A 13,111-nucleotide genomic window follows, 5' to 3' on the forward strand; every position below is an offset into this window, starting at 1 on the left:
ATGCCGAGCAAGTACGACCCGGAGACCCGAGCGAAGGCGGTCCGTCTGGTGCGCGAGCACCGGGAGGACTATCCGAGCGAGTGGGCGGCGATTACCGCGGTGTCCAAACGGTTGGGGATGAACGCCGAGACGCTGCGTAATTGGATTCGCCAGCAACAGGTCGATGACGGTGATCGAGACGGGGTCTCTTCGGAGGCGGCTGCGGAGATCCGGGCGTTGAAACGGCGTAACGCCGAGCTGGAGCAGACTATCGAAATCCTCAAGGCGGCAACGTCTTTCTTCGTGTGGGAGAGCGACCCGCGCAGCCGCCGCTGACCGCTACGGTCTGCGAGTTCATCGCCGCCCACCGGGACCGTTTCGGGGTCGCTCCGATCTGCCGCGTGCTCACCGAGCACGCCGTGCCGATCGCCCCGCGGACATTTCATGCCTGGGCGGTGCGGGCGCCCTCGAAACGGGCCCTGTGGGACGCCACGATCACCGAGATCCTAGCCGGCTACTACGAGCCTGATGAGCACGGACGCCGCAGGCCCGAGTCGCTGTACGGGTCGCTGAAGATGTGGGCCCATCTGCAGCGTCAGGGCATCCCGGTGGCCAAGTCCACCGTGGAACGCCTGATGCGCAAGAACGGCTGGCAAGGCGTGCGCCGCCAGAAGAGGGTCCGCACCACGATCCCCGACCCGGAGGCGGTGCGACCGCCGGACCTGGTGGACCGCCAGTTCGGGGTGGCCGCACCCAACGTGCTGCTCGTGGCCGACTTCACCTACGTCAAGCTCGTCACCGGCGTGTTCGTCTACGTCGCGTTCGTCATCGACGCCTACGCCGGGTCGATCGTGGGCTGGGAAGCCTCGGCGTCCAAGCACACCCGCTTCGTCGAATCCGCGCTGCGTCAGGCCGCTGCACTGCGTGCCCGCCAAGGCCATCCCGTCGACGGCGCAATCCATCACAGCGACGCCGGCTCGCAGTACACGAGTGTGAGATTCGGTGAGACACTGAGCCTTTCGGGAATTCGCCCGTCCGTGGGCAGTGTTGGGGATGCCTTCGACAACGCGCTGGCTGAGACGACCATCGGCCTGTACAAGAACGAATGTGTCCGGGCGGATTCCCCGTTTCGCCGCGGCCCACTGAACACCGTGGGCGACGTCGAATACATCACCGCCGACTACGTCGCCTGGTACAACCAGCAGCGCCTGATGCACCGCCTCGGACGCATTCCGCCGGCCGAAGCCGAAGCCCGCTACTATTCCCAACTCGTGACCGGTAGACCGGCCGGATCACAGAAACCTGAGGGTGCATGAAACCCGGGACGGTTCACTACTTCTGGGGAACCTCAGTCGGGCTGTGCGTCGATGTCGCGGAGGGTCAGATTGGAGTCCCAGATATCGCCGCAGTCTTGAAGGCATGGGCAGAAGAGTTTCCCGCTACTGACGAGTGGACTGACCTCTAACGTACCGGTGGTCGAACCACCACTTTTCTGTGATCTCGATGGGGCACCGTGCGCACCCGTTGGCGCAGTTGCTCACAGCTCGGCCTCGGCCAGCCAGGCGGCGGGGTCGTCGAGGAAGTCGACCGTGCCGTCAGGGTGCACGATGGCGCGCGTCCACCACCGGCACTCGATGCCGTGCCGCGCGGTCTCAGGAATCGCCGAGGCGGGCAGGGAGACCGGGGCGCCGGCGCGGAAGGCGGCCACCCTCGCCGGGTGCGCGGTGTAGGCCGTGCCGGTAGTGGTGTTGACCACGGTGCCGCCGGTGGCCATCGCCCGGCGTTCACGCTCGGCGAGGTCGGCGTAAAGCCCGGCGCGGGGCACTCGGTGGGCCGCCCGTGCCATCAGGCACGCCGGCGGGTCGCCATGTTCTGCCAACGGGTCTGCGCGGCGCGAACATGCCTCGGGCTCTTGGCCGCACCGAGCCCGAGGCTCACCCGTGCCACCAGATCTACGGCGGCTTTCTCGGTGAGCCGGATCTCGGCGGCGAGCGCCACCACGGTGCGGTGCCGGGGCTCGGGCTTGCGGGTCAGCTCGGTGTCGTAGAGGCGGTGCAGCTCCTCGGCGCGGTCGGCGGCGGCCTGGGCGATGACATGGCGCTCGGCCTCGTCCCATTCCAGCTCTCGGCCCACCTCGGTGCTGGCTGCTTTCTGCGCGGCGTCGAGGTCGGCACGCAGCCGGGCCTCGGCGGTCGGGGCGGCTTTCTTCAGCGTCATGCCGTCCCCACTCCAGTTACCAAGCGCGCACGTTCACGTGGAGGCAACGAGCCCCCTTCGCGCGCATCTTGACATGAGGCAACTTGCTGACACGACAGCACACGATCTTGCGCCACCCTGGTGGAGTGGTTGGCCTCTTCGCCGACCGGGGCGGACGGTCCGGCAGGGGCCCGCGAATCACCGCTCGATGGCGCGGGTGACCAGATCGGCGATCACCCGGCAGTAGCCGGGATCGACAAGCCTGTCGCTGTAGAGGGCGTAGGTGTGCAGCGGCGACGTCAGCAACTGGAGCACGATGGTCGGTCTGACGTCGTCGCGGAGCTCACCGCGTTCGGTGGCCCGCCGGAAGATGATCTCGATCGCCTCGACCCGCAGGTGCCAGAACCGCGCTCGGGTGTCGTAATCGGCGGCCTGAGTTTTTGTGTCGACCACCATCATGCGGGCGATCCGTCGTCCCACGGGCTCATTGACATAGGCGGCGAAGGACAGAGTCAGCTCGGTGAGGTCGCCGCGTAGCGATCCGGTGTCGGGCACCGCGATGATGGTTTCGCTGTAGGACCTGAGTTGGGTCACTTTGGTCAGTTTTGTAGGGTGGCGGTGTCTTGAGCTGCGGTGATGTCTCCGCTTAGTGCCCCTGCTAGGCACTAATTTGGGTCAGTAGGCTGCCTGGATGGTGTGGATTCGGCGGGTGCGCACGGCCTCGGGCGCGACCGCGGTCCAGATCGCCGAATCCGTCGATGGCCGCCGCCGGATCGTGCGCCATGTGGGCTCTGCGCGTGATGACGCCGAGCTGGGTCTGCTGCTCGAGGAGGCCCGCCGGCTGTTGGCCGATGACACCCAAGGCGAGTTGGATCTGGGGATCACGCCGAAAGCCGTTCGGGCCCATATGGTTCCACCGCCAGCTGGCATGCTGTTCACCGAGGATGCTGGAGAATCCGCAGTACGGGAGTTGGTGGTGCGGCCGCGGGTGCTCAAGAGCTGCAGCGGGCTGCTGTATGACGCCCTGGCGCAGGTGTATGCCAGCCTGGGGTTCGACGACGCGGTCGGCGATGAGGTCTTCCGTGACCTGGTCATCGCCCGGGTGGTCGAGCCGACCAGCCTGCTCGACGCCGATCGGGTCCTCGCCGAGCTGGGACGTACCTCAGCGTCACTGTCGACCCGCAAGCGCACCCTGCGCCGTGCCCGCGGTGGTGGTTACCGCGACCAGATCGCCGCAGCGTGTTTCGCCCACGCCCGCACCGCCGGTGATGTCAGCCTGGTGCTTTACGACGTCACGACCCTGTATTTCGAGGCCGACAAGGAAGACGACCTACGCCGCGTGGGGTACTCCAAGGAACGCCGAGTGGACCCGCAGATCGTGGTCGGGCTGCTGGTCGATCGGTGCGGATTCCCCTTGGAAATCGGCTGTTTCGAAGGAAACAAGGCCGAAACTCTGACGATCGTGCCGATCGTGAAGGCATTCCAAGCCCGCCACGAGATCACCGACATTGTCGTCGTCGCTGATGCGGGCATGCTGGCCAGCGGCAATCTGCGCGAACTTGATGAGGCAGGGTTGCGGTTCATCGTCGGATCGAGGGTTACCAAAGCGCCCAACGATCTGGCCTCGCACTTCCATTGGCACGGCGACTTCTTCACCGATGGCCAGATCATCGACACCATCACCCCACGCGATCGACGCGGCACCGCGACCAAGACCAGCGACCCCAAGCGCAAAGCCGAGCCCGTCTGGGATCCGGCGACCCACACCAAGTCCTGGCGGGCGGTGTGGGCGTACTCGACCAAACGCGCGGTGCGCGACACCAAGACGCTCAACCTGCAGGAGAACAAGGCCCGCGCGGTCGTCGCCGGCGAGAAAGCCGCGCGGGTACCGCGGTTCATCAAGAACTGCAACGGTTCCCAAGAATTTGACGAGGCGTCGTTGCAGCGCGCCCGCCGCTTGGTCGGGCTCAAGGGCTACGTCACCAACATCGACGCCGCACTGATGCCCGCGACCGAAGTGGTCGCCAGCTACCACGACCTCTGGCACGTCGAGGCGTCCTTCCGGATGTCCAAATCCGACCTCGCTGCCCGGCCCATGTTCGCCCGCACCCGCGACGCCATCGAAGCCCACCTGACCATCGTGTTCACCGCCCTGGCCGTCAGCCGCGAAGTCCAGACCCGCACCGGCCTGTCACTGCGCCGATTCCTACGCACCCTCAAACCCCTGCGATCAGCCACCATCGACCTCAACGGCGTCATCGCCACCTACCCGCCAGCCCTAAACACCGAGGTCAACGCAATCCTCAACGCACTGAACGCCGAGAATTCAAGGCACTAAGCCAAATGACCCAACTCGGGCGATCGCCTCGACCCGCAGGTGCCAGAACCGCGCTCGGGTGTCGTAATCGGCGGCCTGAGTTTTTGTGTCGACCACCATCATGCGGGCGATCCGTCGTCCCACGGGCTCATTGACATAGGCGGCGAAGGACAGAGTCAGCTCGGTGAGGTCGCCGCGTAGCGATCCGGTGTCGGGCACCGCGATGATGGTTTCGCTGTAGGAGAGCAGCGCTTCGAGGACGAGTTGGCGTTCGCTGTCCCAGGTCTGATGCAGATAGCGGGTGCTCAGCCCCGACCGGTGCGCCACACCTTCCATGCTGAACCGATCCGCGCCCACTGCTGAAGTTCAGCTAATGCGGCGTGGATTGCAGCATCACGCTGCGACGCATCGGCGTCGGACACCTGATTCCCCCCGGTATGGCCTGCGTGTCGAGCCTACGAGAACCGCGGCGATCTACCGTCGTTTCGGGAATTTTCGTTGCGCAGGGACAGAACCGACGCGCTACAGGAAACTTCTGCGGGTCTGTGTCAGATCTAGGCGGACTTCAACCTGATTCGCCAGCGCACAAAAGCGAGGTAGGCCACGCTGATCACGATCAGCATGCCCATGTCGAACAGCCATGCGCCGGAACTGTGTTCCCAGTGGCGGTCCTGCGGGGTCAGCGGTCCCGGCACCAACCGGATGAGGTCGATCGTCGACGCCGACGCGGCGAAACCCCATCGCGCGGGGGTGAACCACGACATCTGGTCCAGCACGATCCGGTCGGTCACCGGAATCATGCCGCCGGAGAACACCAGCTGGGACATGATCGCGACCACCAGCAGCGGCATGATCTGCTCGGCGGACTTGGCCAGTGCCGACAACGCCAGACCGACCATCGCGGCGGCCACACAGGTCACCGCGATGTCGGTGAACAGTTCCAGACTTCGGTTGCCGAGCAGTGCGCCGCTTTCCACCGCACCCGCACCCCAGCCCTTGCCTGCGATCGCGATCGCCGTGACGATCGCGGCCTGCACGACGGCGAACGCGGTGAACACCACCACCTTGGCAAGCAGATAGGCCGAGGTCGACAGGCCGACGGCCTGCTCACGCCGGAAGATCGCCCGCTCTCCGATCAATGCCCGGATGGTCAGCGCGGTCCCCATGAAGATCGCGCCGACGTTGAGCATGACCAGGATCTGCCCGGGCTCGTTGGGCGCCTCACCGCCCTCCATGGCGGTCTTCGGCACGCCGAACCCGACGTCGCCGGGTACCGACAGTGACAGCACGCCCATGATGAACGGCAGGAGCATCAGGAAGGCGAAGTAGCCGCGGTCGGAGATCACCAACCGGATCTGGCGCCGCGCGATCGTGGACAGCTGACGGCGCAGGCTGGTACGGGTCGGGTTGCCCAGCTCCGACGGCGTCAACGCCGGCGGCTGCGGGGGCGGGGGCCCGTTCTGGGCGAGATAGCGCTGCGCGGCGGCATCGGGATCGCCGGCGACGGAGCTGAAGATGTCGGCCCAGTTCGTCGTGCCCATCGACGGGCCGATCTGGCTCGGCGGTCCGTAGAACGCGGTCTTGCCGCCGGGGGCCAGCAGCAGCACCTGATCGCACACGTCCAGATAGGTCAGCGAGTGGGTGACGACCAGCACGACGCGGCCGGCGTCGGCGAGCTGGCGCAACATGGTCATGACCTGGCGGTCCAGTGCGGGGTCCAGGCCGGAGGTGGGCTCGTCGAGGATCAGCAGGGACGGACCGGTCAGCAGTTCCAGCGCCACCGACGCGCGCTTGCGCTGGCCGCCGGAAAGCTTGTCGACGCGGGTGTCGAGGTGCTTGGTCATCTCGAGCTCTTCGAGCACCTCGTTGACGACCTGCTCGCGGTCGGCCTTCGTGGTGTCGGGCGGCAGCCGCAGCTCGGCGGCGTACATCAGCGCCTGCCTGACGGTGAGCTGCCCGTGCACGACGTCGTCTTGGGGGACCATGCCGATCCGGGAGCGCAGCGAGGCGTATTCGGCGTGCACGTCGTGCCCTTCGAACGACACCTGGCCTGTGGTCGGGTGCGTGTACCCGGCCACCAGGCGCGCGAAGGTCGACTTGCCGGCGCCGGACGGGCCGATCACCGCGGTCAGTGTGCCCGGACGGGCCGACACCGAGATGTTGTCGAGCAGGGTCTTGTTGTTCTCGATGGTCCACGTGACGCCGTGGACGTCGAGGCCACCGGTGGCGGTCGCGGCGGCGGTTTCGGTGCGGCGGACCAGCGTCCCGTCGCGGAACACCAGGTCGACGTTGCCGATGGTGACGGTGTCGCCTTCGGTGAGCATCGCGCTGTCGACGCGCGAGCCGTTGACGAACGTGCCGTTGATGCTGCGGTTGTCGCGGATCTCGGCTCCGCCGGGCGTCGGCACCAGGGTTGCGTGGTGACGCGAGGCCAGCACGTCGGGGATGACGATGTCGTTGTCGGACGAGCGCCCGATCTTGATCGAGCCGGGCGGCGCCTCCGCGGGCCGGCCGGGCCGCAGGATCTTGAGCATGCTGGTGGCGAGGTTGCCGTCGCCGCCGGACCGGGGCGCCGCAGCCGGCCCCATCACGGTCACCGACTCCATCGCCGGAGACGAGATCGGCTGCGGGGCGGGTCGGGACTGCTGAGGCTGCGGGTGCGACGGCGGCCCGGGTGGCCGGGTCGGGTACGGCCGCTGCACCGGCGGACGCGCGGTAGGAGGCGGAGGTTGCGACGGCCACGTCGTGCTGGGCCTGCCGGTCACCGGGACCGCGACCGTCGGGGGTGGCGAGCCGGCCGAGCCCTGGTGGCGGCCGACCTCGAAGACCAGCAGCGGACCGTCGGGATTGCCGATATGGAGCTGTGCGCCGTCGGTGATCTCGGCCGCGGGAACCCGCCTGCCGTTGACGTACATGCCGTTGAGGCTGCCGTTGTCGATCGCCACCCAGCGGCCCTGGTCGAATCGCAGCACCAGATGGGCCCGCGAGATCAAGGGGTGGGCGATCCGGATGTCGGCCCGCAGGTCCCGGCCGACGACGACGTCGTTGCCGGCCGCGAAGGAGCGTGTGGATCCGTCATACCGAACGGTCAGCGCAGGGGTTGCTGGTCGGCTCACGGAGCCGCTCCGGCGGCGACATTGGACATCGCGCGCAACTCTATCGGGTGGCGGTCATGCCGGTACGTGCCACCTGACGGTGTCGATGATCTGTTGCCGCGCTGTTACCGGCTTGTTCTCTACGGCCAGTGGTGCAAGCCGCCGTGCTGGGCATCCCTCCGGTCCCCGCGCCGTGGCGATCATCGCGACACGCCCGTGATCCGGCGACCTACGCCCTCCGGCATGCATGCACTCAGTGAAGGTACGAAATGCGCTGTGAGAGAGGCGGATAGCGTCACTGTTCCGAGATCGGGAGGGGTCGAAGACGCAAGGTGTGCGCAGCCCCCGTGGCGGCTCGACGAATTCTAGGGATTTCTCTCTATTTTAGGGTGGAGCAATGCCGCGGCCCGCCCGATACACCGTCGACGCCCTTCTCGACGCCGCCGCGCAGCTTCTGGCCCAGGACGGTGTCTCCGCGGTGACGATGTCGGCGGTCGCGCGCAGCGCCGGCGCGCCGAGCGGGTCGGTCTACCACCGCTTCCCGTCGCGCGCGGCGCTGTGCGGCGAATTGTGGGTGCGCACCGAGGAACGGTTCCAGGAGGAGCTGATCGAGGCGTTGTCGGTCGACGGCGATGCCCAGCAGCGCTGCGTGAACGGTGCGCTGCGGATCGTGCAGTGGTGCCGCGAGCATCCCGTCGAGGCCCAGGTTCTGCTCGCCGGGCCCAACGAGCTCGGGCTGGGGGAGTGGCCCGACCCGGTGACGGGCCGTCGGAAACGCTTGCAGCGCAAGCTGCGTAAGGTGCTCTCCGAGCTGCCCGACGACCTCGCGCGCGTCAACGCCGCGATCATGGACGTGCCGGCGGCGATCGTGCGGCGTCACCTGCGGGCGCGTCAGAGCATCCCGGCGACCGCCGATGCGATCGTCGAGGACTGCGCCCGCGCGCTCATCGCCCCGAGCTGACCGGCTTCTGCGTTCCTGGGGAGCCGGTGCGCACGCAGTAGGTGTGGCTGTAGATCGTCGGCATGCACAGGTTGCAGTGGTCGCAGATCGACGTCACGCTGCTGTCGGCGTGAATCCGGTTGAGCAGATCAGGTTCAGCGAGCAGGGCACGCCCCATCGCGACGAAGTCGAAGCCCTCGGCCATCGCGCGGTCCATCGTCTCGCGGTTGGTGATCCCGCCCAGCAGGATCAGCGGCATCGTCAACTCGTCGCGGAATTTCTTGGCGTCCCGCATCAGGTAGGCCTCGTGGTACGGGTACTCGCGCATGAACTTCTTGCCGGTCATCCGGATGCCCCACGACAGCGGGGGTTTGAAGGCCCGGGAGAACTCCTTGACCGGAGCGCCGCCACGGAACAGGAACATCGGATTGAGCAGCGAGCTGCCCGCGGTCAGCTCGAGCGCGTCGAGGCCGCCGTCCTCTTCGAGCCACTTCGCGGTCTGCAGAGATTCCTCCAGCGGAATGCCGCCCCGCACACCGTCGGACATGTTCAGTTTCGCGGTGACCGCGATCTGATCGCCGACGGCGCGTTTGACGGCCAGCACCACGCCGCGGGCCACCTTGGCGCGGTTCTCCAGCGACCCTCCGAATTCGTCGGTGCGCCGGTTGATCAGCGGGGACAGGAACGAGCTGGCCAGGTAGTTGTGACCCAGGTGGATCTCGACCGCGTCGAACCCGGAGTCGATGGCCAGCCGGGCCGCGTTGGCGTGCGCCTCGGTCACCTCGGCGATGTCCTCACGGGTGGCCTTCTTGGCGAACCGCATCGAGAGCGGATTGAAGAACCGCACCGGCGCCAGGGCCTGGGCCTTGTTGGTGCGCGAGTTGGCCACCGGTCCGGCGTGGCCGATCTGCGCGCTGATCGCGGCGCCCTCGGCATGAACCGCGTCGGTCAGCCTGCGCAGACCCGGCACCGCCTCGGGCCGCATCCACAGCTGCCACCCGTCGGTCCGCCCGCCCGGTGCGACGGCGCAGTACGCGACCGTGGTCATACCGACCCCACCGGCGGCGGGAAGCCGGTGGTAGGTGATCAAATCCTCGGTGACCAGCGCATCCGGAGTCGAGGCCTCGAACGTCGCGGCCTTGATGATGCGGTTGCGCAGGGTCAGCGGCCCCAGCTTGGCCGGACTGAACACATCGGGTGCGACTGTCATGTCGTCGAGCATGCCACGCCCTCGGGGCGGAACAACACTGCCTGTCAGAATGATGCGCGTGGGTGCAATCACTTTGGACGGCAAGGCCACGCGCGACGAGATCTTTGTCGACCTGAGAGAGCGCGTCGCGGCGTTGACCGCTGCCGGCAGGACGCCGGGCCTCGGGACGGTGCTGGTCGGGGATGACCCCGGGTCGCAGGCCTATGTGCGCGGTAAGCACTCGGACTGCGCCAAGGTGGGCATCAACTCGATCCGGCGCGATCTGCCCGCCGACATCTCGCAGGAGACCCTGCTCGAGACCATCGACGAGCTCAACGCGAACCCCGACTGCACCGGTTACATCGTGCAACTGCCGCTGCCCAAGCACCTGAACGAGAACGCCGCGCTGGAACGCATCGATCCCGGTAAGGACGCCGACGGCCTGCACCCGACGAACTTGGGCCGGCTGGTGCTCAACGAGCCGGCGGCGCTGCCGTGCACCCCGCGGGGCATCGTGCACCTGTTGCGCCGCTACCAGGTGGAGATCGCCGGCGCCCACGTCGCCGTGATCGGCCGTGGCGTCACAGTCGGCCGCCCGCTGGGTCTGCTGCTCACCCGGCGCTCGGAGAACGCGACGGTCACGCTGTGTCACACCGCAACGCGTCACCTGCCCCAGATCACCCGCGAGGCCGACATCATCATCGCCGCGGCCGGGGTGCCGCACATGGTCACCGCCGAGATGGTCCGGCCTGGCGCCGCCGTCGTCGACGTCGGGGTCAGCCGTGACGACGCCGGAAAGCTCGTCGGCGACGTACATCCGGACGTGTGGGAAGTGGCCGGGCACGTTTCGCCGAATCCCGGCGGTGTCGGTCCGCTGACGCGGGCCTTCCTGCTGACCAACGTCGTCGAGCGCGCCGAGGCACTCGCCGCCTCGTGACCGTCAGGGAGTTCGCGCGCAAGGTGTTCGCCGCGCAGTGGCCCATTTTGGTGGTGGCGCTGTTGCTGACCGCGGCGTTCGTCCTGGTGGCCGCGGGCTTCTGGCGGCGTGGCGCGCTGGTCATGGCCGTCGGGGTCGCCGTCGCGTCCGGGCTGCGGTTGGCCCTGCCCGACGACCGCGCCGGACTGCTGGCGGTGCGCAGCCGCACGGTGGACTTTGTGACCACCGCCTCGGTCAGCGCTGCGATGCTCTACATCGCGTGGACTATCGATCCGCTCGGCACGAGCTGAGCCGGTGTATCAGGTCGGGCGCCGGAGAATGAATTGCCAGGCCCACGGTATGTACTGCATCGGCCGTTCGAGCGCCCTGGCGATCCATCGGACCTTCTGGGGAATGACCTCGGGCGGATAGTTGAAGTTTCGGACGTGCGCGACGTCGAAACCCGCGCGGCCGGCGGACTGCCTGATGTGTTTCATCGTCACGACGTAGAAGTCATGGTTCCAGTGCACCGGCGAGAGCTTCCAGTAGCGGTGCTGCAGGGTGGTGGGCAGCCAACCCATCAGCGGCAGTCGGCTGTGCGACTCGATCAGGAAGTGCGGGTTCGGGATCTGTCCCACCACGACGCCGCCGGGCTTGAGCACCCGGAAGATTTCCCGCAGGCTCGGGTCGCGTTCGTCCGGGGGGATGTGTTCGAAGACGTTGGCGAAGAGCGCGACATCGAAAGTCGCATCGGGGAATTCGAGCCGGCTCGCCCGCGCGGGGTGCAACACGCAGCCACGGGGCGTGACGAGTTCACCGGGCAGCGTCGGGTCGATGCCGGTCCATTTCGGCACGCGAGTCAACTGCCCCATCTGGTCGGTCAATGCTCCCCGCTGGCAACCGATCTCGATGCCATAGGCCGCGCCGAGCGCACTGAACTCATCGACCAGGCCGGCCAGGCTCTGGCTGAGAACGGCACCGCGTGTGACCCACTCGTCCTCGGTCTGCAGAACCTGGGACCTGACGAATCGGCGCAGGCGCCCCAGGTTCGCCGGAACCTTGGTTTCGTCCTCGCCGGCCATCAACTCCAGTGGCCGCGCAGCCTGCTCCCTGCTCTTCAACATTCATTCCCCCGGTTCTGAGTACGACAATCCTGACGGTTTTTCGTGGTCACGCTGGCTGCATCCGCTGCAGGATCGAAGCCGGGCCTGCCCGGAGAGCTCACGCAGGATTCCCGATGTGTTCGCCGGCGTGGACCCGCCGGCGAACCGACTGCACCATGTGGCCGCTCAGTCCCGACTGGTGCCCGCGCAGGACCGTGCGCAGCACCCGGATGCCGTCGCTGATCGAATGAAGGTTGGACTTGCCTGCCCGCCGCGGCAGTTCGAGGCTGGGCACCTCGGCGACTCGTAGGCCGGCCCGCATGGCGTGCACGACCATCTCTGCCTCGATCTCGAAGCCGGTCGCGGACAGGGCGAGCGCATCGAGGTAGCGGCGGTGGAACGCGCAGAATCCGTAGCACAGGTCGGTGAGCTCGGCCCGGTACAGCGTGTTGAAGACGCCGAGCAGGAACCGGTTGCCGAGCCGCCGGAATCTGGTGATGTCGAGAGACCCGCCGCCCGGGATGAAGCGCGACCCCTTCACGAAGTCGTAACCGTTGGCGAGGAAGTGCAGGTAGTGCTTGATCTCGTCGGGGGTCATGCTGCCGTCCGCGTCCATCATCACGATGACGTCGCCGGACGCGGCGAGGAAACCGGTCCTCAACGCGCTGCCCTTGCCGACACCGTCCTGCGGGACCACCATGATGTCCGGCCGGCAACGCTGGGCGGTGACCAGCGTGGCATCCGTGGACTTGCCGTCGACGAGGATGACCTCGTCGACGTCGTCGGCGATCTGTTGCAGAACCCACCCGATGTTGCGCGCCTCATTCTTCACGGGGATCACCAGGCTGACGCTCAATGCCTGGGGAATCGCGCGTTCCTTCTTGCTGCGTGCGTCCAGGTGGACCAGTGGGTCGGTCGCCACTCGCGCCATCAACGGCGCGGAATCCTGCACATACTCGTGGGAAATTCGTTGCTCAGTCATTCAAACCCCCCGGTATACCTACTGCATTTTCAGTGAATGACAGTTAATTAGCTGTTTGTGCGCCGTCGTGTCCCGCAGCACTATGACCGGGCTCACGCTAGCATCGCTATTTGCCGCTTGCAATACAGTTCAAAGGACTTTTGTTCGCCGGCAACCCAGGCTTTAACAGGCGCGTAGTCGCAGGAGTAAATATTCGCTGTAGTGCACTCAGCGATGTTGTGTGATTATGCAAGGAATATTGTTTCGAAGAAAACTTGTGATTCGCGCGTGACCTGCGGATCTGCAAATTCGAATAGCAGTCGTAACGCCCGAATTCGGGGCCGTCCACCGTGTCGGACGGTGGTGTCCGCCAGCGGGTGCCGCGACGTCCCTGCCAGGTAACTGTGAAGGTGGT

At 66.8% G+C, this 13,111-nt stretch carries 13 protein-coding genes; 5 read left to right on the forward strand and 8 right to left on the reverse strand.

Annotation, left to right across the window (positions count from 1 at the left end):
• A protein-coding gene (locus KXD97_RS14395; protein ID WP_260757521.1) for an IS3-like element ISMysp3 family transposase occupies nt 1–1,295 on the forward strand; the annotation gives its coding sequence in 2 pieces (ribosomal slippage) (nt 1–274 and nt 274–1,295; 1,296 coding nt in all).
• 221 nt (nt 1,296–1,516) lie between these two features.
• Here KXD97_RS14395 and KXD97_RS14400 read toward each other — a convergent pair.
• From KXD97_RS14400 to KXD97_RS14410, 3 genes are all read right to left on the reverse strand, one after another.
• Nucleotides 1,517–1,825 carry a hypothetical protein gene (locus tag KXD97_RS14400; protein WP_260757522.1) on the reverse strand — a complete coding sequence of 103 codons (309 nt, stop codon included), beginning with the start codon at nt 1,823–1,825 and terminating at the stop codon, nt 1,517–1,519.
• Nucleotides 1,825–2,196: a hypothetical protein gene (locus KXD97_RS14405; protein ID WP_260757523.1), complete on the reverse strand. Its 372-nt coding sequence runs from the start codon at nt 2,194–2,196 to the stop codon at nt 1,825–1,827. Before KXD97_RS14405 ends, KXD97_RS14400 begins: the two co-directional genes overlap by 1 nt.
• Before the next feature lie 177 nt (nt 2,197–2,373).
• Nucleotides 2,374–2,769 carry a TetR-like C-terminal domain-containing protein gene (locus tag KXD97_RS14410; protein ID WP_260757524.1) on the reverse strand — a complete coding sequence of 132 codons (396 nt, stop codon included), beginning with the start codon at nt 2,767–2,769 and terminating at the stop codon, nt 2,374–2,376.
• 97 nt (nt 2,770–2,866) lie between these two features.
• Here KXD97_RS14410 and KXD97_RS14415 point away from each other — a divergent pair, with 97 nt between their 5' ends.
• The gene (locus KXD97_RS14415; RefSeq protein WP_260756015.1) at nt 2,867–4,513 is read left to right on the forward strand and encodes an IS1634 family transposase; all 1,647 of its coding nucleotides are present in this window, start codon (nt 2,867–2,869) and stop codon (nt 4,511–4,513) included.
• Here KXD97_RS14415 and KXD97_RS14420 read toward each other — a convergent pair.
• Nucleotides 4,502–4,819 (reverse strand): TetR-like C-terminal domain-containing protein, encoded by a 318-nt coding sequence (locus KXD97_RS14420; RefSeq protein ID WP_260757525.1) that lies wholly within the window; start codon nt 4,817–4,819, stop codon nt 4,502–4,504. The genes KXD97_RS14415 and KXD97_RS14420 overlap by 12 nt on opposite strands.
• Nucleotides 4,820–5,046: 227 nt before the next feature.
• Nucleotides 5,047–7,608, reverse strand: a complete 2,562-nt coding sequence (locus tag KXD97_RS14425) for an FHA domain-containing protein (protein WP_260757526.1) — start codon at nt 7,606–7,608, stop codon at nt 5,047–5,049.
• A 376-nt stretch (nt 7,609–7,984) separates the two neighbouring features.
• Between KXD97_RS14425 and KXD97_RS14430 the strand changes: the two genes are divergently transcribed.
• Nucleotides 7,985–8,548: a TetR/AcrR family transcriptional regulator gene (locus KXD97_RS14430; RefSeq protein ID WP_260757528.1), complete on the forward strand. Its 564-nt coding sequence runs from the start codon at nt 7,985–7,987 to the stop codon at nt 8,546–8,548.
• On the opposite strand, the gene KXD97_RS14435 is transcribed toward KXD97_RS14430, so the two are convergent.
• Nucleotides 8,532–9,737: an NADH:flavin oxidoreductase gene (locus KXD97_RS14435; protein ID WP_260757529.1), complete on the reverse strand. Its 1,206-nt coding sequence runs from the start codon at nt 9,735–9,737 to the stop codon at nt 8,532–8,534. The two genes, KXD97_RS14430 and KXD97_RS14435, sit on opposite strands and share 17 nt — an antisense overlap.
• A 58-nt stretch (nt 9,738–9,795) precedes the next feature.
• Between KXD97_RS14435 and KXD97_RS14440 the strand changes: the two genes are divergently transcribed.
• On the forward strand, nt 9,796–10,653 hold the full coding sequence (locus KXD97_RS14440; RefSeq protein WP_260757530.1) for a bifunctional methylenetetrahydrofolate dehydrogenase/methenyltetrahydrofolate cyclohydrolase: 858 nt from the start codon (nt 9,796–9,798) through the stop codon (nt 10,651–10,653).
• Nucleotides 10,650–10,943, forward strand: coding sequence for a DUF3017 domain-containing protein (locus KXD97_RS14445; protein WP_260757531.1), 294 nt, complete (start codon nt 10,650–10,652; stop codon nt 10,941–10,943). The genes KXD97_RS14440 and KXD97_RS14445 overlap by 4 nt, the downstream gene beginning before the upstream one ends.
• Nucleotides 10,944–10,952: 9 nt before the next feature.
• Here the strand turns inward: KXD97_RS14445 and KXD97_RS14450 are convergent, their stop codons facing one another.
• Together KXD97_RS14450 and KXD97_RS14455 are read right to left on the reverse strand one after the other, a co-directional pair.
• On the reverse strand, nt 10,953–11,756 hold the full coding sequence (locus tag KXD97_RS14450; RefSeq protein WP_260757532.1) for a class I SAM-dependent methyltransferase: 804 nt from the start codon (nt 11,754–11,756) through the stop codon (nt 10,953–10,955).
• A gap of 97 nt (nt 11,757–11,853) precedes the next feature.
• Complete coding sequence (locus tag KXD97_RS14455) at nt 11,854–12,717, reverse strand: glycosyltransferase family 2 protein (protein ID WP_396885236.1); 864 nt, start codon at nt 12,715–12,717, stop codon at nt 11,854–11,856.
• Between the last annotated feature and the right edge of the window lie 394 nt (nt 12,718–13,111).

Origin of the sequence: Mycobacterium sp. SMC-8, assembly GCF_025263565.1 — a bacterium.
Taxonomy (GTDB): Bacteria; Actinomycetota; Actinomycetes; order Mycobacteriales; family Mycobacteriaceae; genus Mycobacterium.